Origin of the sequence: Gordonia sp. X0973 (assembly GCF_013348785.1) — a bacterium.
Lineage (GTDB): Bacteria > Actinomycetota > Actinomycetes > Mycobacteriales > Mycobacteriaceae > Gordonia.
Map to the genome: position 1 here is coordinate 354,351 of NZ_CP054691.1, position 22,007 is coordinate 376,357.

Here is a 22,007-nt window from a genome sequence, read left to right on the forward strand (position 1 = left end):
CGGCCGTCAGGCCCCGCATATCCCGGCGCGTCCCGCGGTGTCGTCGCAGTACGTCACCCCGGCGAGAGTCACGACCTGCCCACCGTCCTGCGAGGAGAGTGCGCCGGTGAGGACCTGCCCGGGATAGTAGAGGGGTGCCCCGTCGCCGACGACCTTCGTCTTTCGCACCAGGGTGACGGCGATGCCAGACCCGGAACCCGTCCAGGTGACGTCCCACACCGTTCCGTTCATGGCGCCACTGAACACACTGAGCGAACCCGTTCCGTCGCTGTTCAGATTGAGTTGACGGGTGTGTCCCGGCCACTTGCCGACGTACTGAGACGGCAGCGTCGCAACGGGTGGCGGTTGCGTCGCCGTCGTGGTGGGCGCAGCACTCGTGGGAGCCGGCGCCGTGGCGGTCACCGTCTTGGTCACCACCGTTGTGGTGGCGCTCGAATCGGCATGGTCTTTCGTGCCGCAGGCGGCCGCGAGCAGCAGGACCGGAACCGCGCAGGCCGTGATGACTTTCCGCATGGCTAACACATTTCCCCTCCGCTGGCCGTCGGTCAACGCGTGATGTCCGCCGGGCGCATCCCGTGGTCGCGTGAGCTCACGGATTCCACGCCTCGAGGAAGGCGCGGTAGCTGCCGACCGGAAGCGAGGCGTCGTAGACCAGGCGCCCGGCACCGTCGAACTCGGAGATCCGCGGGGCGATGCCCCACCCGACGAACTGATGGCCGTCGGGCAGCGTCTGCACGTTGCCCATCGCGAACGCCGTCACCCCGGCCGGGTGGTGGCGGTCGTGCACCAGGCTGGCCCGACCGTGCACCGCGTCGATGTCGATCGTCATCGCACTCGACGTCCCGCGCGTATCCGTACCGCTCGAGTTGTTGTTGAACAGGGTGATCGTGTGCGGGCCGACGAACTCCGCGTCGTGCTGGAAGGCGAATTCGACGCCGGGGGCGCGCAAGGTCGGTCGCTTGCCGCCCAGGCGCCAGACGATCGCCCCGGTGCGGGGGTTCACCTCGTACACGGTGGCCGTGTTGCGCATCGAGATGATCAGGTTTCCGGAGGGCGCCAACGCGATCGAGTTCATGTGGAACGGGTCGAACGGTGCGCCCGGCCCGACGCCACGCGGCGACTCGCTGTCGGTCAGCGGCACGTGTTGCGACGCCCGCCATCGGGCCAGCACCCGGCCGCTGTTCACGTCGACCACCGAGGCGATGCAATCGAGCATCGTGCCCCGCGCCGGGCCGCCGATCGAGCGCAGGTCCGCGGTCATCGGTTGGTAGGAGGTGATCAGCGCCCGACCGTCAGCCGTGAGCCGGAACTCGTGGACATCCGAACTCAGACCACCACCGGGACCGAGGCGCTTGATGATCCGCACCGGCCCGGGCTTGGCTTCGGCGATGACGTCGTGCCCGGTGCCGTGGCCGCCGTTCGACGAGCCCTGCCACCAGGTGAGCACCTTTCGCCCGTTGAGGGTCTGCATCCGGAAGTTGGCCACGCCCTGACCGCGCGGCGCGGTGTATTGCCAGACGACGCGCCCCGACTTCGTCGCGATCACATTCGACGCCGGGTTGGCCATGCCGGGCACCGCGGGGATGACGGCTGCTGCGCTCATCCCCGTCGAATAGAAGACGTAGCCCGGTGCCCCGCCGCGGTCCACGTGCACGGTGTACGCCGGCGGGCCGATCGGCAGCGACGGCAGCGGTGCCGCGCTCGCCGGAGCCGCGACCGCCACCGCGGACAGCAGTGCGACGGCGGGGAGCAACCAGGCCGACCGGCGGATTCGCGTGGGTTTCATTCCGCAGACGGTAGGCGCATTCGACCGCGCAGGCCAGAGCCGATGGCCGATATGACCGCGATGGCGGAAAACCTCCTCTGCGCAGCGGATTTGGGTAGGCCGTGGGTCTCGCCCGATCAAGCTTTCCCACCGACGCCCCCACCGACCGGATCGAGAAAACTAGACTCGGGGACTGGAGAGGGAGGTCGGGTATGAGCAACCTCGACGGTCGGCCCACGGAGACGACCCTGCGTCCGGGAGAACCGTGTACCGACGTGGAGATCCTCGAGCCGCGCTCCGTCCCACTGGGCGGACCCCGGGCGATGACCGTCTACCGCACCCTGCCCCAGCTGCGCCGATCACTCATCGGCGCGTGGTGCTTCCTCGACCACTACGGCCCGGACGACGTCGGGGTCAGCGGTGGGATGGAAGTACCGCGCCACCCACACACCGGCCTCGCGACGGTGTCGTGGCTGTTCGACGGCGAGATCGATCACCTTGATTCGGGCGGGAACGCAGCGGCCGTGGTTCCCGGCGAGCTGAACCTGATGATCGCCGGCCGGGGAATCACCCACCAGGAGATCAGCACCCCCGAGACCCACACCCTGCACGGGGTGCAGCTGTGGTTCGCGCTGCCAGACGAGACGCGGTTCACCGCCAACCACTTCGAGCACTACGCACCGCAACCGGTACGCCTGCCCGGATTGACCGCACTGGTCTTCCTCGGCGAACTGCTCGGTTCCACCTCGCCGGTCCGCACCCGTACGCCGGAACTGCTCGGCGCCGAGCTGACCCTCGCGCCGGATACCGCGGTCACCCTCGACGTGCGCGCCGACTTCGAACACGGGGTCCTGGCGGAGACCGGTGAGGCCGAGGTCAACGGGCGCGTCGTCGCCCATCGCGAACTCGCCTACGTGCCACCCGGTTCGGACACCTTGCGACTACATGCCGGCCCCGCGGGCGCCCGTCTGATCCTGTTGGGCGGCATCCCGTTCGACGAGGAGATCGTCATGTGGTGGAACTTCATCGGGCGCGGCCACGACGAGATCGACGAGTTCCGCCGCCGCTACCAGGCCGAACTCGGTTTCGACTCCGCGGACCCGCGCGACGCCGGGAAACCGGCGCTGTTCGGCCCGTACCCGTCGGGCCAGCTGCCGCCGCTACCCGCTCCGCCACTACCGACCACCCGGTTGAAGCCCCGCAAACGGCACTAGCCGAGTGATCGGCTGATCAGATCGAGCACCGCGATGGCGCCGGCCTTGTCCAGCGGCTCGTTGCCGTTGCCGCACTTGGGCGACTGCACGCAGGACGGGCAGCCCTTCTCGCAGCCGCATGAGGAGACCGCCTCGTGGGTTGCGCTCACCCACTGTCCGAACGCCTCGTATCCACGATCGGCGAAGCCCGCGCCGCCGGGATACCCGTCGTAGACGTAGACAGTCGGCAGCCCGGTGTCGGCGTGGATGTTCGTGGAGAGACCGCCGATATCCCACCGGTCGCAGGTGGCCACCAGCGGCAGCATGCCGATCATCGCGTGCTCGGCCGCGTGCAGCGCACCGGGCAGGTTCGCGTCGGTGACGCCGACGGCGGCCAGGGCCTCGGGTGTCAGCGTGTACTGCACGGCACGGGTCGGCAGGGTCTGCGGCGGCAGATCGAGTTCCACCGAGTCGAGGATCTCGCCCGTGTGCAGCTTGCGGAGATAGCCGACGACCTGCGACGTCACGTTCACCGTCACCAACGCCACGTGTAGCGCACCGCGGTCGATCTCGCGCTCGGTGTCGAGGACCTCCACCTCGGTCGTCTCACGCGGGGAGGTCGTCCAATCCGGCTCCTCCGGGTGCACCAGCGCCAGCCCGTCGTCGAGGTCCAGCTCGTCGACGACGTAGGACCTGCCCTGGTGGATGTGGACCGCCCCCTGATGGACGGTGGAGAGCGCCCGCGTGGTGTCGACGGTGCCGAGCAGCTGCGACGACGAGGTGTCGACGATGAGGATCTGCCCGCCGATGCCACCGCGGATGTCGATGTCCGCGTGGGGTTCGACCCCGGCGGCGATGTACCAACCGGCCTTACGCCGGCGCAGTAGTCCCTGCGCGGTCAGCTCGTCGACGGCCTCGCCCACACCGAGGTGCTCGACCTCCGCGGGTTTCAACGGCAGCTCGGCCGCGGCGCACAGCAGATGCGGCTTGAGGACATACGGGTTCGTCGGGTCGAAGACGGTGGCCTCGACCGGCTTGTGCAGCAGGGCCTCGGGGTGGTGCACGAGGTAGGTGTCCAGCGGATCGTCACGCGCGACGAGGACCACCGCCGACGCGGCGCCGCGCCGGCCCGCGCGCCCGGCCTGCTGCCAGAACGATGCGACGGTGCCCGGGTACCCGGCGATGACGACGGCGTCGAGGCCGCTGATGTCCACCCCGAGTTCGAGCGCGTTCGTCGTCGCCACGCCGAGCAGTTCGCCGTCGGCGATGGCCCGTTCCAATCGTCGACGGTCGTCGGCGAGATAGCCCGCGCGATAGGCGCCGACCCGCCCGACCAGGTCGGGGGCCGAGTTCGCGAGGAGACCCGCTGCCGTGCGCGCGGTGATCTCCGCACCACGACGGCTGCGCACGAAACACAACGTGCGCGCCCCCTCGATCACGAAGTCGGCGAGGATGCGCCCGGCCTCGGCGCCGGCCGAGCGTCGTACCGGCGCCCCGTTCTCGCCGGTGGCCTCCGGCACGAAGCCCGGCTCCCAGAGTGCGACGGTTCTCTCTCCGGTGGGTGATGCGTCGTCGGTCACTGCGACGGCGGGTTCGCCGATCAGCCGGGTCAGCGTCTGCGCGGGCTCGGCGGTGGTGGCACTGGCCGCGATGACCACCGGCTCGGCGCCGGCCGCGCGGGCGACGCGCAACAGCCGTCGGAGCACCAGCGCCGTGTTGGCCCCGAAGACCCCGCGGTAGTGATGGCATTCGTCGACGACGATGTAGCGCAGCTGCCGCAGGAACTGCTGCCAGCGGTGGTGGCCCGCGAGGATCCCGATGTGGGCCATATCCGGGTTGGTGAACAGCACGCGCGAGTTGGCTCGCGCCCACTGCCGCATCTGGGCGTCGGTGTCACCGTCGTAGGTACACGGCGCGAGTCGGGAGAACTCCGGGTTGGTCGCGAGAATCGTTGTGAGGGAACGCAACTGGTCTACGCCCAGTGCCTTCGTCGGCGAGAGGTAGAGGGCGGTGGAGGAGTGTTCGGTCAGCAGGGTCTGAAGCATCGGGAGTTGGTAGGCCAGCGACTTCCCCGACGCGGTGCCCGTCGCGATCACCACGTGCCGGCCGGCGTGGGCGTGTTCGGCGGCCTCGATCTGGTGTCGCCAAGGACGGCGCAGCCCCAGTTCGGCATAGGCCGCGACGATCGCCGGGTCGGCCCACCGCGGCCAATCCGCGTGTCGCGCCGTGGCCGCCGGGATGACCTCGGCGTGGGTGATCGGCGAATCGTCGGGATCGGTCCCGGCCAGCGTGGCGCGGAGCAACTCCTCGCCGTATGAACCGGTCATCGCACCTTTACCCGCCTGTCGCCGCAGCCACCAATTTAGCGAGTAGCAACCCGCTTGGGCCGAATCGGGTCGCTCGACTATCAATGAGCGGGCGAACGTGATTGACTGAACCTGGTCGCACGATTTGACCGTGTCCCGGGGGATCTCCCGCTCCGGTCAGAATCTCGTTGCGAGCGTTGTACTTGGGTTCGGTTCGCGGGTTCTCCGCAGCTCTCACAGGAATGGCGGTCGGAACCGACCACGACGAGAGACATCCTCTCGTCGCAATCAGTGATAGTGAAGGAATGCAGGAATGGCACAGGGAACTGTGAAGTGGTTCAACGCGGAAAAAGGCTTCGGCTTCATCGCGCCCGACGAGGGAAACGGTGACGTGTTTGTTCACTACTCGGAGATCCAGGGATCTGGTTTCCGCACCCTGGAAGAGAACCAGCGCGTCGAGTTCGAGGTCGGTCAGGGCACCAAGGGTCCCCAGGCCACTGGCGTTCGCGCCGTCTAAGACCTGAAGGATCCTCGCCTGAGTCAAGGCGGGGAGCAAGACCCCGTCGTCGGAATTTTTTCCGGCGGCGGGGTCTTGCCGTTTCTCGGCCGTCTCCCCGGTGTGGGCCTCGGTTCCACACGACCCGCCGAGGTTTACTGTCACGGTTGACGGGAATTGTGTCCTGTGCCACTCTTTCGGGACCAGGTGACGTCGACGGTGGAGGTGGCAGGTGCGGGTATTGGCGCTCGGTGGTGCCGGCGAGATGGGGATCGAGGCGGTTCGCGTCCTCGCCCACTCGGAGAAGGTCGAGCAGGTGGTGATCGCCGACCGCGACGGGGTTGCCGGGCAGCGGGCCGCGAAACAGATCGGCGGCGCGGTGCGGGCCGTCCAGCTCGACATCTGCGAGGAAGTCGAACTGGCCGCCGCGTTGGCGGGGGTGGACCTGGTGGTCAACACCGTCGGTCCCTTCGACCGCTTCGGCCCCCGCGTACTCGCCGCCGCCATCGAAGCGCAGGTGGACTACATCGACATCTGTGACGATCCCCAGCCGACCGTGGACATGCTCGAGTTCGACGAGCGGGCGCGGGCCGCCGGGGTCTGCGCCGTCATCGGGGTCGGTGCGAGCCCGGGGATCTCGAACATGCTCGCCATGGCGGCCGTCGGGTTCCTCGACACCGCCGACGAGGTGCTCACCGGCTGGAATATCGCCGCCGCGCAGCCCGGCCCGGGGCGAGCGGGCGTCAGTGCCGCGGTGCTGCACGGAATGGCGCAGATCGCCGGGAAGATCCCCGTCGTGCGCGACGGTGAGGTCGTCGCCGAGGATCCCCTCCGCGTGGTGGAGATCGACTATCCCGGCGTGGGGCGGGCAACCGCGCGCACCTTCGGCCACCCGGAGCCGATCACCCTGCACCGGGCGTTGTCGGGGCTGACGCGCTCGAGCAATGTCGTCGTCGCCGACGCGGTGACCATGACGGCGCTGCGCGGGTTGCGCGGGCTGGTCGACCACACGCCACTGGGTATCGAGCGGACCGCGTGGATCGCGCAGCGGCTGGAGCGGCTCAAGCCGTCGAATCCGGCCGACCTCGCCGGATCGTTGCCGCCGCTGTTCGCGCTCGCCAGCGGGTCGGTGAACGGTGAGGCCGGTTCCGTCGCGGTCGCGCTGGCCCAGGTTCCGGGGTTCACGATGGCGGAGAACACCGGGATCCCGCTGGCCGTCGGCGCCCTTCTCGTCGGTGCCGGTCGAGCACCCGGGGTCTACACGCCGGAGACGGCATTCGCGCCCGACGAATTCTTCGAGCATCTGGCTCCACACTGTATCGGCTGGTCAGCGGGGGCGCCGATGAGCGTCGTCACCCGGTCGTGGGCCAGTGCCGAGGAGAATCGGCATGCGCTGCGGAGTTCGCTGCTGACCGCTCTCAGTGAGGTCTGACACAGTCCGACTCGTCGGCTTGCCGCTGGGGTGAGTCCTGCCTACTGTACTTTTCTGTCAGGGGTGACAGTAAACGACTGTTCACTCACTTGCGCCGCCACTGGCGGTACTCGGCAGAAGGGGAGTCCGGTGGGCGAACAAGTGGAATCGACGGGTCGGGGAAGGCATTCGCGTCCGTTGGGCGCGGGGGTGCTCGCGGTCCGCGGCGCCGTCGAAGCGGTTCGACTGCTGTGGTGGTCGCTCGTCTTCGGATGCCGCGCCGCCATCACCGTCGTCGGAAAGACCGGCGACGAGCGCAACCGCGCCTACTCCCGGGTGCTGCGCTCCTTCCTGTTGCGCATGGGGCCGATGTACATCAAGGCCGGCCAGGTGCTGGGCACCCAGACCGGTTTGCTGACGACCGCCGGTGCCGACGAGTTCCGCGAGTTCTTCTCCGGCGTGCCGCCGATGTCGCAGCGCCGGCTCGGGCGGGTGTTGCGCGCGGAGTTCCCGGACGGGCTCGAGCGCGTCTTCGCCGACTTCGACCGCCACGCGATCGCCGCCGGTTCGGTGGCCGAGGTGCACCGTGCCACCCTTCTCGACGGGACCCCGGTCGCGGTGAAGATCGTCAAGCGCGGGGTGCGCGAGCAGCTGCAGACCAGTACGTGGACGATCGACAAGATGCTGCGCGTGCTCACCGCGCTGATCCCGCCGCTGCGTGCCTTCGACGCCGTCGACCACTTCAACGAATTGCGCCCGCTGCTGATCGACCAGTGCGACATGCTGAGCGAGGCGAATAAGCAGCAGACGATGCGCGACAACTTCACCGGTCACCCCTATGCCACGGTGCCGCATGTCCACCACGAGGTGTGCTCGGAGAACTTCCTGGTCATGGAATACATCGACCAGACGCTGGGCGAGGACTTCGACCGTCTCGACTATCCGGGCTCGACGCTGGCGCGCCGACTGCAGGACACCTTCTACACAATGGCGTTCTTCCACGGCAACTTCCACGTCGACCCGCATCCGGGCAACATGATGTTCGATGACGACGGCATGATCTACATGCTGGACTTCGGCCTCGTCGGCAAGCTCGACGAGGACAGCAAATGGGCCCTCGCGTCCTTCTACTACGCCGCCATCCGCGGCGAATGGGATCTCGCCGTCGCCCGCTTCACCGGGGCGTTCGTCCCCAAGGGTGAGGCGCTGCTGGAGGACCCGACCTACACCGAAGCGCTCGAGGCGGTGCTGCGCAAGCACTTCTCCGAGATCTCCGACCACTGGTCGACGATGGCGTTCTTCGACGACGCGACCCGGGTGCTGCGCGGGTACGGTGCCCGGGTGACCACTGCCTTCTCGCTGCTCGGGCTGGCCTTCCTCACCGGTGAGGGAGTGGTCTCGGTTATCGACCCGGAGATCGACATCTGGGACAACGCGCGACGGTTCACCGACATGTTCTCCCCCTTCATGTCCGACGACCTCAAGGCGAAGTTCGACGACGCGATCGAATCGCAGATCCCGCTCTCGATGGGCCACAAGAACGACCCCGAGCGCAAGGTCGTCGCGCCCACCCATTTCGACCGGTACGCGCTACCGAGCGCCTACCCGCTGATCGTCGACACCGCCAGCGGATGCCGGGTGACCGACATCGACGGCAACACCTACATCGACCTGGCGAGCGGATACGGCCCCCACATCCTCGGCTACGCCCCGCAGGTGGCGATCGAGGCGACGAGCGCGGCGCTGGCCAAGGGTGCGGTCAACGCGCTGGGCAACACCGCCGAGATCGAATTGGCGGAGATCATCGCCGACGCCTTCGGCGACGACACCCGGGTGGTCTTCTCCAACTCCGGCACCGAGTCCGCGATCATGGCGCTGCGGATCGCGCGCGCCCACACCGGTAAGCAGCGGATCGCGAAGTTCGAGGGGCACTACCACGGGTTCTCCGACCAGGGGATGGTCTCCTCCTGGTTCCGCTACAGCGGTCCGGCGCACGAGCCGCGGCCGGTCAGCAACTCGGCGGGAGCGCAGCAATGCCTCGTCGACGAGACGATGATCCTCCAGTACGGCAGCGAGATCAGCCTGCAGCGGATCACCGCGGCGGCCGACGAATTGGCCGCGGTCATCCTCGAGCCGATGCCGGCCTCCCAGGCCGGGTACGACGCCGAATTCCTCGCCGCGCTCGTCGCGACCTGCCGACAGGCCGGCGTACTGGTCATCTTCGACGAGGTCGTCACCGGATTCCGCGTCGCCTACGGCGGTGCGCAGACGCTCGCGGGCGTGACGCCGGATATGACCTGCCTGGGCAAGATCATCGGCGGCGGCCTGCCGGGCGGGGCCGTGGTCGGACGCAGCGAGGTCATCGCGACCGCCCGCACCTCCGACGACCCCTTCGTCGATCTGGAGCGCAAAGCCTTCGTCGGCGGCACCATGAGCGGCAACTCGATCACCGCCGCCGCCGGTGCCGCGGTCCTGGGGCACCTGCGCGACAACCCGCAGATCTACGTCGACCTGGACAACAAGACCGAGTACCTGAAGAGCGCGTTGGAGGAGGCGTCGCGCAGCGCCGGAGTCGCCTGCCGGATCAAGGGTGCCCGGTCGATCTTCTCGACGAGCTTCGACTACGCCAAGCCCAAGCTGGTCCGCGACCAGATGGCCGGGGCGAATATCAAGGCGACGCTGGCGCTCTCGTACTACATGCGCAAGCACGGCGTCTACCTCCCCGAACTGCACACCATGCTGCTCAACGACGCCCACCAGATCGCCGACCTGGACCAGGTCGCCGATGCATTCCGGGAAAGCCTCATCGAGATGGACAAGGAAGGTTTCTTCGTCCATTGATGCCCGACGACGCGCCGCCGCCCACCGAGCCCCTGTTGGCCCGGTGGGCGCGGTTCGTGATTGCCCGGCGCGCCCTGGTGATCGCCGTGTGGGTGCTCATCCTGGCCTTAGGGGCGGTGACCTTCTCCGTCGTGGAGAAGGGTCTCGGGATGCCCGACTACCTGGTCTACGGGTCTGACTCGGCGCGCACCGAAACGGTCCTGCACGAGAAGTTCCCCAACCTGGGTGCCGAACAGGATGCCGTCGTGGTCCTGGCCCCGGCCGGCGATGCGGCACGTGACAAGGCGCTGGAGGAGCGGATCACCCGGATCGAGGCCGACGTCGCACGCGACTACGCCGTCGCCGGTGTCCTCGGGCCGTATACGCCGTTGACCGGTGCGCAGTTCAGCGCCGACGGCTCGGCCGCCCTGATCCTGGTGGCGCTTCGGCACGGCCCAGCGCAACGGTCCCACGCGGCGCAGCGCATCCAGGAGATCGCCGACACCCATTTGCACGGCACCTCCTATCGGGCCTACGTCACCGGGCAGGCACCGTTGAACAACGCGCTGACCGAGGTGGAGACCGCCGACCAGCAGCTCGCGGAATTCATCGGCCTGCCGATCGCCTTCCTCGTCCTGATGCTGGTCCTGCGGTCGTTCGTCGCCGCGTTGATCCCGCTGCTGACCGCGGTGAGCGGTGTGCTGCTCTCGAGCATCGGCATCCTCGCGCTCGCCGGGCCGATGCGGTTCGACACCTTCGCCGTCGTGGTCGCCACCGTCTTGGGATTGGGCGTCGGGATCGACTACGCGTTGTTCGTCGTCGGCCGGATGCAGGAGGAGTTGGCGCGGGACGGCCCGGTCGAGGAGGCCATCGTCACCGCGATGCGCACCAGCGGCCACACCGTGTTGTCGGCCGGGTTCATCGTCGTGATCGCCCTGGGGTCGTTGGTGCTTATCCGCGGCCACCTCTTCATCGAACTGCCCGTCGTCTCGGCGCTGGTGATCCTCGCGTCGATGGCGTCGGCGATGACCCTGCTGCCGGCGGTCCTGGCCGTGCTCGGACGGCGGGTGACCGCCCTGCCGCCGCGTCTGCCCGCCTGGGCCGCCAGGCGAGTCCCGCGGCGATCGACCGCTGACGAAGCCCCGACGGCGGGCGAAGCGTCGACGGCCGGCGAAGCGTGGACGGCCGACGAATCGCTGATCGCCCGGTGGACCCGGGTCGTGATGCGGCGCCCGCTCGCCACCGGGCTGCCCGCGCTGGCCGCCCTGATCCTCCTGGCCCTGCCGCTCGGCTCGATCAACCTGGGTCTCGATCTGGGGATGGCCTCGTTGGGGCACACCGACGCCGGGCGGGGGGTGGCCCTCGTCTCGGACAAGTACGGCGCCGGGGCGGTCTCCCCGATCCAGGTCGTGGCCTGCGCGCCGACGCCGCTGGACACCGACGGCGAGGTCGGTCGGTTGGGTGCGCTCGTGGACCGGATCGACGCCGATCCGCGCGTCGAGTCGACCACGTCGATCGCCGCCGTCCTCGACGGCAGCGGGGGAGGCCGCACGCGGGCGAACCTGGACTCACTGCTCTCGGTCGACGGCCTGCGGTCGGCGACGACGTTGCTGGTCGACGAGCAGCGCCGGTGCGCCTACATCGCCGTGCAGGCGCGCGATCCGGTGGACAGCACCGCCACGCTGGCCCTGATCGACGACCTGCGCGCGATGGACCCGGGGCCCGGTACCGACCTGACCATCGGCGGGATGACCGCGCAGTACCGCGACCTGGCCGGGGAGACGGCGCGGAAGCTGCCGTGGGTGGTGTTGGTCGTCGTCGGCCTGTCGTTCGTGTACCTGGTCGTCGTCTTCGGCAGCGTGGTGCTGCCGATCAAGTCGACCATCCTCAACGTGCTGGCCACCGCGGCGTCGATCGGCGCGACCGTCGCGGTCTTCCAATTCGGTTGGGGCGAGCGGATTTTCGACTTCACCAGTCCCGGTACCGTGCAGGCATTCCTGCCCGTGGCGCTGTTCGCGATTCTCTTCGGCCTGTCCATGGACTACGAGGTGCTGATCGTCGGGCGGATCGCCGAGGAGTACGCCGCGACGGGCGATCTCGACTCGGCGGTGCCCCGCGCGATGGCGCGCAGCGGCAGGCAGGTCAGCGCCGCGGCCGCGATCATGGCGGCCGTCTTCGGCAGCCTGGTGCTGGGCGACGTGCTGGAGCTCAAACAACTCGGGTTCGGCCTGGCCTTCGCGGTGATCCTCGATGCCACCGTCGTCCGCATGGTGCTCGTTCCCGCCGCGATGGTGCTGATGGGGGACAACAACTGGTGGATGCCCCGGTGGCTGGGCCGACTCATCCCCGCGAAGGGGGTGCACGGGTGAGCCATTCGACACCGCCCGGCGGCACGTCGTGGCGCACCCTCGCCGGTCCGGGCGCGGTGTTCCTGGGAGCCGCGGTGCTGACCGCGTCGGTCGCCGTCGCCGGTGCCGGCGCGGCCGGACCGGGGCCGCGGATCCCGGTGGCCGCCGACGCGACCACCACCGCGATCGCCCGAGGGGCGCGTCTTCTCGATCCGTGCTCGGTCACCGCCGATCGCGGGCGCGTTGTCGATGCGACACTGGTCGAGCGCACTCGGGTCCGCGTCGTCGACCCGGTCGGCGCCGGACGGGTCACCTGGCAGGCGGGGCGGGTGCTCGCTGTCGCGACCGTGCCGGGGCAGTGTCCCGAATCCATCGTCGACGCCGACATCGATCAGATCACCGTCGACCGGCTCACCGGCGCACCGGTGCCGGACGGATCGGCCGAACTCGAACAGTTGCCGGCCGGCTCGGCGGGACCGCCCGAGCGGGCGCGGGTGGACCGCCGCGGGTTGCAATACCGATTCGGGCCGGGGGTCGACCCGACGCGCGACTACCACTACTTCGACACGGCCACCCGGGCGGATTACCCCGCGAGATTCGCCGGTGCGACGCAGATCGGCGGAGTGCCGGTGTTCCGCTACGTCGTCGACCTGCCCGAACGTCGTGTGATCCGACCCGCGGCGGGTTTCGACCGGCCGGCCGAGGGGCGCCTGGTGCGCCCGGCCGCCTGGTTCCCCGGCTATCGTGGCGACGACCCGACCGCGCCGGTGACCGCGCAGCTTTACCAATCCGGGCACCGCACCCTGTTCGTCGAACCGCGGAGCGGGATCGTGGTGAAGACCGACTTCCGGCGGGACCAATATCTGCGCGCGGGACAGTATCGGCTCGACTACGCCTCGGGTCGGTTCGTGTCCGACGACCACAGCGTCGCGGCCCAACTGGCCGCCGCCCGCGCGATCAACGACGCGCACCGGTTGCGAGTACGGGTGGTGCCGGCGATCACCGGGGTGACGGGTGTCATCGTCTTGGCGTCAGGCGGGTGGCTGATCGCCCGTCGGCGCCGGTTCAGGCCGAGGCCGGCAGGCTCGGCGGACCCAACTGGGCCAGCAGCTGGTGGCAGCCGTTCATGATCTGCGCTCGATGCGTGGACGTGTCGCCGGTCAGCTGCGCGCGCAGCGCCCAGTAGGCCTCGACCAGCGCGGTGGTGCAGAAGGCGACCTCGCGGACCTTGTCGATGTGGGCGGAGGGGTACTCCGCCGCGATCCGGCGCTCGATGCTCGGCAGCCAGCGCTTCTGCCATAGCGTGTTCAGTTGCTTGCGGATCTCCACGTCGCGCGACGACGTCGCGACCAGCTCCAGCCACACCGTCACGTACTTCTCGTCGCCGTAGGCGTCATCGTCGAGCATCCGCACGACCGCCTCGTTGACCGACCGCTCCGAAGCGAAGGCGATCATCGCGCGACCGAACTCGTCGACGGCGAGGCTCACGTATTCCGAGATCAGGTTGTCGCGGGTGGAGAAGTAGTGGCCGACGAGAGTCCGGGTGAGGCCGGCGGCGGCCGCGACGTTGCTGACGGTGACCGACGCCAGACCGTCTTTCGCGACGATCTCGGTGACCGCCGCGAAGCATTGCGCCTTGCGCTCCGCCGTTTTCGGCGGCCGGCCGATCGGTCGGCGGGAGGCGGGAGAATCCATCTGGGTTACCGCGATGCGCCACCGCGCCGCGGCGCGCACAGGTTCCAGAACATGCTGTTCATCATACGTAATTTTGCTCGGCCCCGGCGGAGAGTCGGCGGCGGCGAACATAGACTTGGAGCATGTCCCAGCTCGCGTTCTTCTCCGCCGACACCGACGATCCGTCGATCGCCGATGTCGCCGGTCTGCTGGCGGGTACGGGGCAGGCGGTGCCGATGTCCGGGGGCACGCGGGTATCGGTGGTCGTCGACGCGGATTGGCGGGCCCGCGCGCTGGCCGACGAGTTGGAGGCGATCGGCCTTGCCGTGGAGATCACCCATTCCGAGGAGGGGTCCCCGGTGGCGCGCACCGCGCCCACCCCGCTGCTCGACGGTCTGCGCGCGCAGTGGTCCTCGGGAGCGGTCAAAGCCGTCCCGCCCGGGTGGACGCCGACCGCCCGCGCGTTGCGGCAGTGGGCCATCGCCTCGGGTCGGCGCGACGGCGACAAGTACCTGCTCGGCCTGGACCCGCACGCGGCCGACACCCATCCGGCGCTCGCGACGGCGTTGATGCGCGTAGGTGTGGCGCCGATCCTGACCGGCGCGCGCGGCGGCGCCCCCGAGCTGCGGATCGCCGGGAAGCGGCGGGTCGCGCGATTCGTGGAGATGGTCGGCGCCACGCCGGACCGGCCCGGCGCCGCGGAATTCTGGCCGTCGGCCCAGTGACCCGCAAATGCGGCGCGACCTGCGGAAACACGAATATGAGTGCGATAGTCCACTCGCCGGATGTGCAGCGGCATGTGCAGTGGCCCCCGTATATAAGGTAGAAAACTCACCAGCGGGGTACATCGGGTACTCCGAGGTGAACTGAGGGACGCCCGTGGCAAAGACCGACACCGCATCGCCCGGAACGGGGCGGACGCGACGGCTCGTGATCGTCGAGTCGCCCACCAAGGCGCGCAAGATCGCGGGCTACCTCGGGGCCGACTACGTCGTGGAATCCTCGCGCGGCCATATCCGCGACCTGCCGCGCGGCGCCGCCGACGTCCCGGCCAAGTACAAGGGCCAGCCGTGGGCGCGGCTCGGCGTCAACGTCGAAGAGAACTTCGAACCCCTCTACGTCGTCTCGCCGGACAAGAAGTCCACCGTCACCGAACTCAAGTCGCTCCTCAAGGACGTCGACGAGCTGTACCTCGCGACGGACGGTGACCGGGAGGGTGAGGCCATCGCCTGGCACCTCCTGGAGATCCTGAAGCCGAAGGTTCCGGTCAAGCGAATGGTGTTCCACGAGATCACCGAATCGGCCATCCAGGCCGCCGCGGCGACTCCCCGGGAACTCGACATCGACCTCGTCGACGCACAGGAGACTCGGCGCATCCTCGACCGCCTCTACGGCTACGAGGTCAGCCCGGTGCTGTGGAAGAAGGTCATGCCGCGGCTCTCGGCGGGCCGCGTGCAGTCGGTGGCGACGCGGATCATCGTCGACCGGGAGCGCGAGCGGATGGCCTTCGTCTCCGCCGACTACTGGGACATCGCCGCCACCCTCGACGCCGGTGCCGACGCCTCGCCGCGCACCTTCTCGTCGCGATTGGTCGGCGTCGACGGGAAGCGCGTGGCCGCGGGCCGCGACTTCGGACCCGACGGCGGACTGCGCAAGGCCGACGGGGTCGTCGTCCTCGACGAGGCGCGGGCGCGCGGGATCGCCGCCGGTCTCGACAGTGCGACGCTCACCGTCTCGTCGGTGGAGGAGAAGCCCTACACCCGTCGTCCGTATGCGCCGTTCATGACCTCGACGCTGCAGCAGGAGGCCGGCCGCAAGCTGCGCTTCACCTCCGACCGCACGATGCGGATCGCGCAGCGGCTGTACGAGAACGGCTACATCACCTACATGCGTACCGACTCGACGACGCTGAGCGAGTCGGCGATCAACGCCTCCCGCGCCCAGGCGCGCGAGCTGTACGGCGACAACTACGTGCACCCCACCCCGCGGCAGTACACCCGCAAGGTGAAGAACGCCCAGGAGGCGCACGAGGCGATCCGCCCGGCCGGCGACAGTTTCCGCACCCCCGGCCAGGTCGCGTCGGCGCTGAACTCCGACGAGTTCAAGCTGTACGAGTTGATCTGGCAGCGGACGGTCGCCTCGCAGATGGCCGACGCCAAGGGCACGACGATGAGCGTGCGCATCAGTGGCACGGCCTCGACCGGCGAACAGGTCGAATTCGCCTCGTCGGGCCGGACCATCACCTTCCCCGGCTTCCTCTCCGCCTACGTCGAGACCGTCGACGAGCAGGCCGGCGGCCAGGCCGACGACGAGGAGCGGCGCCTGCCGCACCTGAGCGAGGGGCAGCGGGTCACCGCGGCGGAACTCTCGGCCGACGGCCACTCCACCAATCCGCCCGCGCGTTTCACCGAGGCCTCCCTGGTGAAGGTGCTCGAGGATCTGGGCATCGGACGCCCGTCGACCTACGCGTCGATCATCGGCACCATCCAGGACCGCGGCTACGTCGTCAAGAAGGGCAGCGCCCTCGTCCCGTCGTGGGTGGCCTTCGCCGTCGTCGGGCTGCTCGAGGGGTACTTCGAGAGCCTCGTCGACTACGACTTCACCGCCTCCCTGGAGGACGACCTGGACCAGATCGCCGCTGGTGAGGCCAACCGCACCCAGTGGCTGAGCGACTTCTACTTCGGCGACGAGAGCGGTGGCGGCTCGGTGGCCTCCAGCGCCAAGCGCGACGTCGCGCACGCGGGCGGCCTCAAGAAGCTGGTCGGTGTGAACCTGGAGGAGATCGACGCGCGGTCGATCAACTCGATCCACCTCTTCGACGACTCGCAGGGTCGGCCGGTCTACGTCCGCGTCGGACGGTTCGGCCCCTACCTGGAGCGCACGGTCTCGCCGGAGGGCGCGGCCGAGCCGGAGCTGCAGCGCGCCAACCTGCCCGCCGACATGACCCCCGACGAGCTGACGCTGGAGGTCGCGGAAAAGCTGTTCGCGACTCCGCAGGAGGGACGGGTCCTGGGCGTCGACCCGGCGTCGGGCAACGAGATCGTCGTGAAGGAGGGCCGCTTCGGTCCCTATGTCACCGAGATCCTGCCGCCGGAGGATGAGGACGGCGAGGACGACGGCGCGCCGCTGACGGTGCCCGCCGGGCCCACCCCGCGCGACGGCGGCGAGACGCCTCTGCCCGTCGACGGCGACGAGGCGCCGATCTCGTTGGACGAGACCGGTACCGGTGCGACGAAGACCGTCGCCAAGAAGGCGGCCAAGAAGACCGCGAAGAAGGCCGCCAAGAAGGCCGGGCCGAAGCCGCGCACCGGATCGTTGTTCAAGACGATGGATGTCGCGACGGTGACCCTCGACGAGGCGCTGCGGCTGCTGTCGCTGCCGCGCGTCGTGGGCGTCGACCCGGCGTCGAACGAAGAGATCACCGCGCAGAACGGTCGCTACGGCCCGTACCTGAAGAAGGGTGCCGACTCGCGGTCGTTGGCCAACGAGGAGCAGCTCTTCGACATCACGCTCGACGAGGCGCTGCGCATCTACGCCGAGCCCAAGCGGCGCGGACGTGCGGCCGCGGCACCTCCGCTGCGGGAACTCGGGCCGGATTCGGTCAGCGAGAAGCCGATGGTCATCAAGGACGGCCGTTTCGGCCCCTATGTGACCGACGGGGAGACCAACGCCAGCCTGCGCAAGGGTGACGACGTCGCCACCATCACCGCGGAGCGGGCGATGGAGTTGCTGGCCGACCGTCGGGCCCGCGGTCCGGCGAAGAAGACCGCCAAGAAGACGGCGAAGAAGGCCGCTGCCAAGAAGTCGACTGCCAAGAAGGCGCCGGCGAAGAAGGCCGCTAAGAAGGCAGCGCCGAAGAAGAGTTCCTAGACCCGTCGCCGATGGGGCCGATCGGTCCGATCTTCGGGCGGGAGAGCAGCGTCTCGATACCGCGGCCGCGTAGTTCGACGCCCTCGCCGATCTCCCAGTGGGAGGCCTCGTCCTCGTCGGCGAGGAAGACCGCGCGCGCCGAGCCGAGCACCCGCGTCGGTTCATCCTTCGCGAGTTCGGTGAGGCGGGCGGCCTCGTTGACCGGGTCGCCGATGACGGTGTATTCCAACCGCTGCTCGGAGCCGATGTGCCCGGCGACGGCCCGGCCGGCGGATACGCCGATGCCGAAGTCGGTGTCGCCCAGGGCGTTCTCGAGTTCGATGCGGAGTTCACGTGCGGCGGCGAGGGCACATCCGGCGAAGTTGTCGAGTTCCAGCGGGGCGCCGAAGATCGCGAGCGCGGCGTCGCCCTGGAACTTGTTGACGAAGCCGCCGTGGCGTCCGACCACGTCGACGACGACGCGGAAGAACTCGTTGAGCTGTTCCACCACCTCGCGGGGGGCGGTCTGCACCGCGAGGCGGGTCGAGCCGACGATGTCGACGAAGAGCACGCCGACGTACCGGTCCTCGCCGCCCAGCTCGGTGCCGGTCTCGATGGCGCGGCGGGCCACGTCCTCGCCGACGTAGCGGCCGAACAGGTTGCGCAACCGGTTTCGCTCGCGCAGGTCGGAGACCATCTCGTTGAAGCCGGCCTGCAGCAGGCCCAGGTCGCTGCCGTCGTAGATCCGCACCGACGCGTTCAGGTTGCCGTTGCGGACCTGGCTGAGCGCGTTGCGCAGCTGCTTGATCGGATCGTTGATCGAACTCACCAGCCGGTAGACGGCCAGGGCGCCGAAGGCGAGGGCGGCGCCGGCCATCCAGAGGATGGGGCGCAGGACCGTCTGCGGGCTGGCGATGCCCAGCGGCACGAACAGCACCAACCCGATGATGACGATCTGCGGGACCGCCACCGCGATGACCCAGAACGTCGTGATGCGGGTCGACACGCTGGGTGCCTGCGCATCGTCGGGATTGTTGGCCATCGCGGCGACGGTGATGGGCCGCAGCACCTTCTCGGTCTGCAGGAAGCTCAGGGCACCGGTGACCAGCGCGCCGATGAGGCTGCCGATCGCCACCAGGATCGCGGTCCGGCCGGAATGGAATCCGGACAGGATGGCGAGCAGGGTGCCGCCGACGAGCCAGAGGACCCCGTTGGCGACGGTGAGCATCCACGGCAGCGCCAGGGCGCGGCGGCGGGCGAACTCGTCGTCGGGCCGGGTGCGGCGGCGATGCCAGATGAGGACCGGGAGGGAGAGCTTGATACTGAGCAGTCCGCCGACGATCATCGCGATGAACAGATAGATGACGAAGGCCACCTGGTTGCTGACCGAGGCGTCGGTCAACGTCAGGGAGTAATCGCTGGCCATGCCGAAGCGCAGGAAGGCGAAGGTGAAGATCGCGCCGATCATGTTGGCGCGCAACAGGTCGAGTGCGAGGATCGGCCACGGGGTACGCGCCAGCCACCGTGCGGTGTGCACGGCCTGATCCCATCGCGATCGGCTGTCGGCCATGCCAACAAGATTAGCCAAGTGCTTGCAATTGTTAAACGCCAGCGGATGGCAATTGATTGTCGGGGGCGGCACTAGGCTGGGGGCGTGGCAACGGTGTTCAGTCGGCTGGTGGGCCAGCACGGGGTGGTCGATGAGTTGCGGGCCGCCGCGCGCGGTGCGGTCGCGGCGTCGCGGCGACTGGACGAGCATTCGGCGGGCGCCATCTCGATATTCGACGATGATGCAGGTCAGGGCGATGAAACCGGAGCCGTCGCACGGGCGTCGATGACCCATTCGTGGCTGTTCACCGGTCCGCCCGGTTCGGGTAGATCGGTTGCGGCGGTCTGTTTCGCAGCGGCGCTGCAATGCCACGACGAGGCGGATCCGGGATGTGGTGAATGTCGCGCCTGCGTGACTGTGATGAATCGCACTCACGCCGACGTCCGCCACGTGGTGCCCCAAGGGCTGAGTCTGTCGGTCGCCGAGATCCGCGACGTGGTGCAGGCCGCCGCGCGTCGGCCGGCCACCGGGCGTTGGCAGATCGTTGTCGTCGAGGACGCCGACCGGCTGACCGAGGCGGCCGCGAATGCTCTGTTGAAGGTCGTCGAGGAGCCGCCGCCGCGCACCGTTTTCCTGCTGTGCGCGCCGTCGGTCGATCCCGAGGACATCTCGGTGACGCTGAAGTCGCGCTGTCGGCATGTGCCGCTGGCGATCGCGCCGGCCGCCGACATCGAGCGCGTGCTCGTCGAGCGTGACGGCATCGACCGTGCCAATGCGGCCTGGGCGGCCTCGGTCTGCGGTGGGCATATCGGCCGCGCCAAGCGGTTGGCGACCGATCAGGGGGCGCGCGACCAGCGGTTGGCCGCGCTCGGATTGGCGCGAGCGGCCACCGTTCCCGCGCGGGCTTATGCTGCCGCAGAGGAGTTGGTGAAATCCGCCGAGGCGGCCGCGAAGGCGATCAGTGACGAGCGCGACGAGGCGGAGGTCGAGGAGCTGATGACGGCGTTCGGCGCCGGTGGTACCGGGAAGGGCACCGCCCGCGCGACGCGGGGGAGCGCCGGAGCGGTCAAGGATCTGGAGAGGCGGCAGAAGTCGCGGGCCACCCGCACGGCGCGCGACGTCTTGGACCTCGCCCTGATGGACCTGGCCGGACTGTTCCGCGATGCACTCGTCGTCTCGTCGGGGGCCCGGGTGACCGCGATGCACCCGGACCAGGCCGACCTCGTCGAGAAGATGGCCGACTACGCGTCGAGCGGACAGCTGCTGCGCTGCGTCGACGCCGTGCTGCACTGTCGCGAGGTGCTGGACTACAACGTCAAGCCGAAATTCGCGGTGGACGCGATGGTCGCCACCATCGGGCAGGCTCTCGCGCGGGATTGAGGTCGTCGAGTGGCGGCTGACGGGGCGACGTCAGCCTTGGTCCTCGTCGGGCGCCGCATCGCGTCGGCCCTCCCGGAGTTCGGCGATCTCCGCGCGCAGCGCGCGCACCTCCTCGGTCAGGGTGAGTACCGCCTCGTGGGTCTGCTCCTCGGCCTCCTCGGTTTCTTCGAGTGCCTGCACCAGCCACGACGCCACGAATGCCGTCGCGACACCGAGCAGGGCGATCCCGGAGAACATGAGCACGACGGCGATGAGATGTCCCGTCGTCGTCTGCGGGATGCGGTCCCCATACCCGACCGTCGTCATCGTCTCGACCGCCCACCACAGGCCGTCGCCCACCCCGTTGATGGTGGAGCCCGGACGTCCCCGCTCGGCGTCGGTGATCGCCAGCGAGGCGACGATCAGCAGCAGGAGTGCGCCGCCGCAGGCGTAGACCGCGACCCGACCGCGCAGCGACCGGGTGCCGGCGCGGTTGAGGACGGAGAGCAGCGTGATCAGGCGCAGCATCCGGAACGGCCGCGCGATCGGAACGATCAGGATGACCAGGTCGAACAGGTTGTGGGTGAAGAAGTATCGCCGGTCCTTCGCGCGCAGCAGTCGGATCAGGTACTCGGCGATGAAGATGACCCACACCACCGCGGTCACGATGTCGCAGATCAGGCGGGCCGTCGGGTCGAGGTGGGTGTTGAGGATCGGGATGGCGTAGGCGGCGAGGAACGCCAGCGCGGCGACGATCATCAGCCATTCGCCGGCGTGGGAGGAAAGGCTGCGCCGGACGGCCCGTCGTGCGTTCACCCTCCCAGCTTTTCAGACCGCACCCGTCGGCACGGCGGTCCGGGCGGCGTGGCTACCCGAAACGTGCGGCGATAGATGCGCGAGGACGTGCGCGACCAGTGGGTGAATGCCCTCGGCAAAGAGATAAGACCGGGTTGGACCGCCGCTGGAGCGATGGTCTACCCGGTCTCTCGGAGCCGCCTAGGAGAATCGAACTCCTGACCTATTCATTACGAGACAGCCGAACCACGTGTTTCGTCGTATGTGAACATGTCGCGATGACGCAGGTATGCGCACGTCAGAGGTGTTTTCATCCTCCGATGTACACGCCTCGTATGTGAACACATCAGCACATCGTGTGCACACAGTTCCGAACATCTGTTCGGATTCCTGAGCGACTTGTCTTACAGTCCTCTCGTCAACCACCCAGTGTGACGCCGCT

Annotated in this window: 15 protein-coding genes; 9 read left to right on the plus strand and 6 right to left on the minus strand. The window is 68.9% G+C overall.

Translation table 11 applies throughout. The annotated features are described in order from the left end of the window. Nucleotides 1–6: 6 nt before the first annotated feature. Together HUN08_RS01730 and HUN08_RS01735 are read right to left on the minus strand one after the other, a co-directional pair. Complete coding sequence (locus HUN08_RS01730; protein ID WP_124245846.1) at nt 7–513, minus strand: hypothetical protein; 507 nt, start codon at nt 511–513, stop codon at nt 7–9. A gap of 76 nt (nt 514–589) precedes the next feature. Beyond that, nucleotides 590–1,786, minus strand: coding sequence for an arylsulfotransferase family protein (locus HUN08_RS01735; RefSeq protein WP_124245845.1), 1,197 nt, complete (start codon nt 1,784–1,786; stop codon nt 590–592). Nucleotides 1,787–1,977: 191 nt separating this feature from the next. On the opposite strand from HUN08_RS01735, the gene HUN08_RS01740 reads away from it, so the two are divergent. Next, nucleotides 1,978–2,979 carry a pirin family protein gene (locus HUN08_RS01740; RefSeq protein ID WP_124245844.1) on the plus strand — a complete coding sequence of 334 codons (1,002 nt, stop codon included), beginning with the start codon at nt 1,978–1,980 and terminating at the stop codon, nt 2,977–2,979. Here HUN08_RS01740 and HUN08_RS01745 read toward each other — a convergent pair. Further along, nucleotides 2,976–5,285, minus strand: a complete 2,310-nt coding sequence (locus HUN08_RS01745; protein WP_124245843.1) for a DEAD/DEAH box helicase — start codon at nt 5,283–5,285, stop codon at nt 2,976–2,978. The genes HUN08_RS01740 and HUN08_RS01745 overlap by 4 nt on opposite strands. Nucleotides 5,286–5,577: 292 nt before the next feature. Here HUN08_RS01745 and HUN08_RS01750 point away from each other — a divergent pair, with 292 nt between their 5' ends. The 5 genes from HUN08_RS01750 (at nt 5,578) to HUN08_RS01770 (ending at nt 13,469) form a co-directional block, all read left to right on the plus strand. Then, entirely contained in the window at nt 5,578–5,781 is a 204-nt protein-coding gene (locus HUN08_RS01750) for a cold-shock protein (RefSeq protein ID WP_007321539.1), read from the plus strand. A 211-nt stretch (nt 5,782–5,992) separates the two neighbouring features. Then, nucleotides 5,993–7,192 (plus strand): saccharopine dehydrogenase family protein, encoded by a 1,200-nt coding sequence (locus HUN08_RS01755; protein ID WP_301546840.1) that lies wholly within the window; start codon nt 5,993–5,995, stop codon nt 7,190–7,192. A gap of 129 nt (nt 7,193–7,321) precedes the next feature. Further along, on the plus strand, nt 7,322–10,012 hold the full coding sequence (locus tag HUN08_RS01760) for an aminotransferase class III-fold pyridoxal phosphate-dependent enzyme (RefSeq protein WP_124245842.1): 2,691 nt from the start codon (nt 7,322–7,324) through the stop codon (nt 10,010–10,012). Then, nucleotides 10,012–12,360 carry an MMPL family transporter gene (locus tag HUN08_RS01765; protein WP_124245841.1) on the plus strand — a complete coding sequence of 783 codons (2,349 nt, stop codon included), beginning with the start codon at nt 10,012–10,014 and terminating at the stop codon, nt 12,358–12,360. The genes HUN08_RS01760 and HUN08_RS01765 overlap by 1 nt, the downstream gene beginning before the upstream one ends. After that, nucleotides 12,357–13,469: a porin PorA family protein gene (locus tag HUN08_RS01770; RefSeq protein WP_165353359.1), complete on the plus strand. Its 1,113-nt coding sequence runs from the start codon at nt 12,357–12,359 to the stop codon at nt 13,467–13,469. The genes HUN08_RS01765 and HUN08_RS01770 overlap by 4 nt, the downstream gene beginning before the upstream one ends. Here HUN08_RS01770 and HUN08_RS01775 read toward each other — a convergent pair. After that, nucleotides 13,405–14,145: a TetR/AcrR family transcriptional regulator gene (locus HUN08_RS01775; protein ID WP_124245839.1), complete on the minus strand. Its 741-nt coding sequence runs from the start codon at nt 14,143–14,145 to the stop codon at nt 13,405–13,407. The genes HUN08_RS01770 and HUN08_RS01775 overlap by 65 nt on opposite strands. 11 nt (nt 14,146–14,156) lie before the next feature. Here HUN08_RS01775 and HUN08_RS01780 point away from each other — a divergent pair, with 11 nt between their 5' ends. Further along, nucleotides 14,157–14,738, plus strand: a complete 582-nt coding sequence (locus HUN08_RS01780) for a hypothetical protein (RefSeq protein ID WP_124245838.1) — start codon at nt 14,157–14,159, stop codon at nt 14,736–14,738. Nucleotides 14,739–14,892: 154 nt separating this feature from the next. Continuing rightward, on the plus strand, nt 14,893–17,883 hold the full coding sequence (gene topA, locus HUN08_RS01785) for a type I DNA topoisomerase (protein ID WP_124245837.1): 2,991 nt from the start codon (nt 14,893–14,895) through the stop codon (nt 17,881–17,883). On the opposite strand, the gene HUN08_RS01790 is transcribed toward topA, so the two are convergent. Continuing rightward, nucleotides 17,852–19,432, minus strand: coding sequence for an adenylate/guanylate cyclase domain-containing protein (locus HUN08_RS01790; RefSeq protein WP_124245836.1), 1,581 nt, complete (start codon nt 19,430–19,432; stop codon nt 17,852–17,854). The genes topA and HUN08_RS01790 overlap by 32 nt on opposite strands. An 84-nt stretch (nt 19,433–19,516) precedes the next feature. Here HUN08_RS01790 and HUN08_RS01795 point away from each other — a divergent pair, with 84 nt between their 5' ends. After that, complete coding sequence (locus HUN08_RS01795; RefSeq protein ID WP_124245835.1) at nt 19,517–20,791, plus strand: DNA polymerase III subunit delta'; 1,275 nt, start codon at nt 19,517–19,519, stop codon at nt 20,789–20,791. A 30-nt stretch (nt 20,792–20,821) separates the two neighbouring features. Here HUN08_RS01795 and HUN08_RS01800 read toward each other — a convergent pair whose 3' ends face one another. Next, the gene (locus HUN08_RS01800) at nt 20,822–21,586 is read right to left on the minus strand and encodes a potassium channel family protein (protein WP_301546841.1); all 765 of its coding nucleotides are present in this window, start codon (nt 21,584–21,586) and stop codon (nt 20,822–20,824) included. Between the last annotated feature and the right edge of the window lie 421 nt (nt 21,587–22,007).